This window comes from Bacillus sp. SIMBA_031 (genome assembly GCF_046535225.1).
GTDB classification, from domain to species: domain Bacteria; phylum Bacillota; class Bacilli; order Bacillales; family Bacillaceae; genus Bacillus; species Bacillus velezensis.
This window is the reverse complement of the sequence record NZ_JAWRXC010000754.1, coordinates 1-230: the sequence shown is the minus strand read 5'-3', so window position 1 is coordinate 230 and position 230 is coordinate 1. Positions and strand designations below refer to the sequence as shown.

Sequence of the window (230 nt, the reverse complement as noted above, 5' to 3'; positions counted from 1 at the left end):
AAACCTGTTGGGTGGTACCGTCCAAGAGGTATCCGGCCGCGCCAAAGGGGAACAGGAGCAGCGCCAAGGACCACCACCCACTGTAGGGAGCGCGGGTCCGGCGGTATATGACTCCATAAAAAAGCAGAAACAGCGTCAATGCGATCGCTCCGAAGGCGACGCGCAGCGTTGCAGTGTCCAAAATTGCTCCCAAACCCCAGATCCGGGTCGCCCGGAAAACCAGTATGCAC

At 59.1% G+C, this 230-nt stretch carries 1 protein-coding gene; it reads right to left on the bottom strand.

Going from position 1 to position 230, the window contains the following annotated elements:
• Nucleotides 1–181, bottom strand: a 181-nt coding sequence (locus SB724_RS22080; protein WP_410573252.1) for a hypothetical protein, incomplete at its 3' end; no start/stop codon positions are given.
• Nucleotides 182–230: the final 49 nt, after the last annotated feature.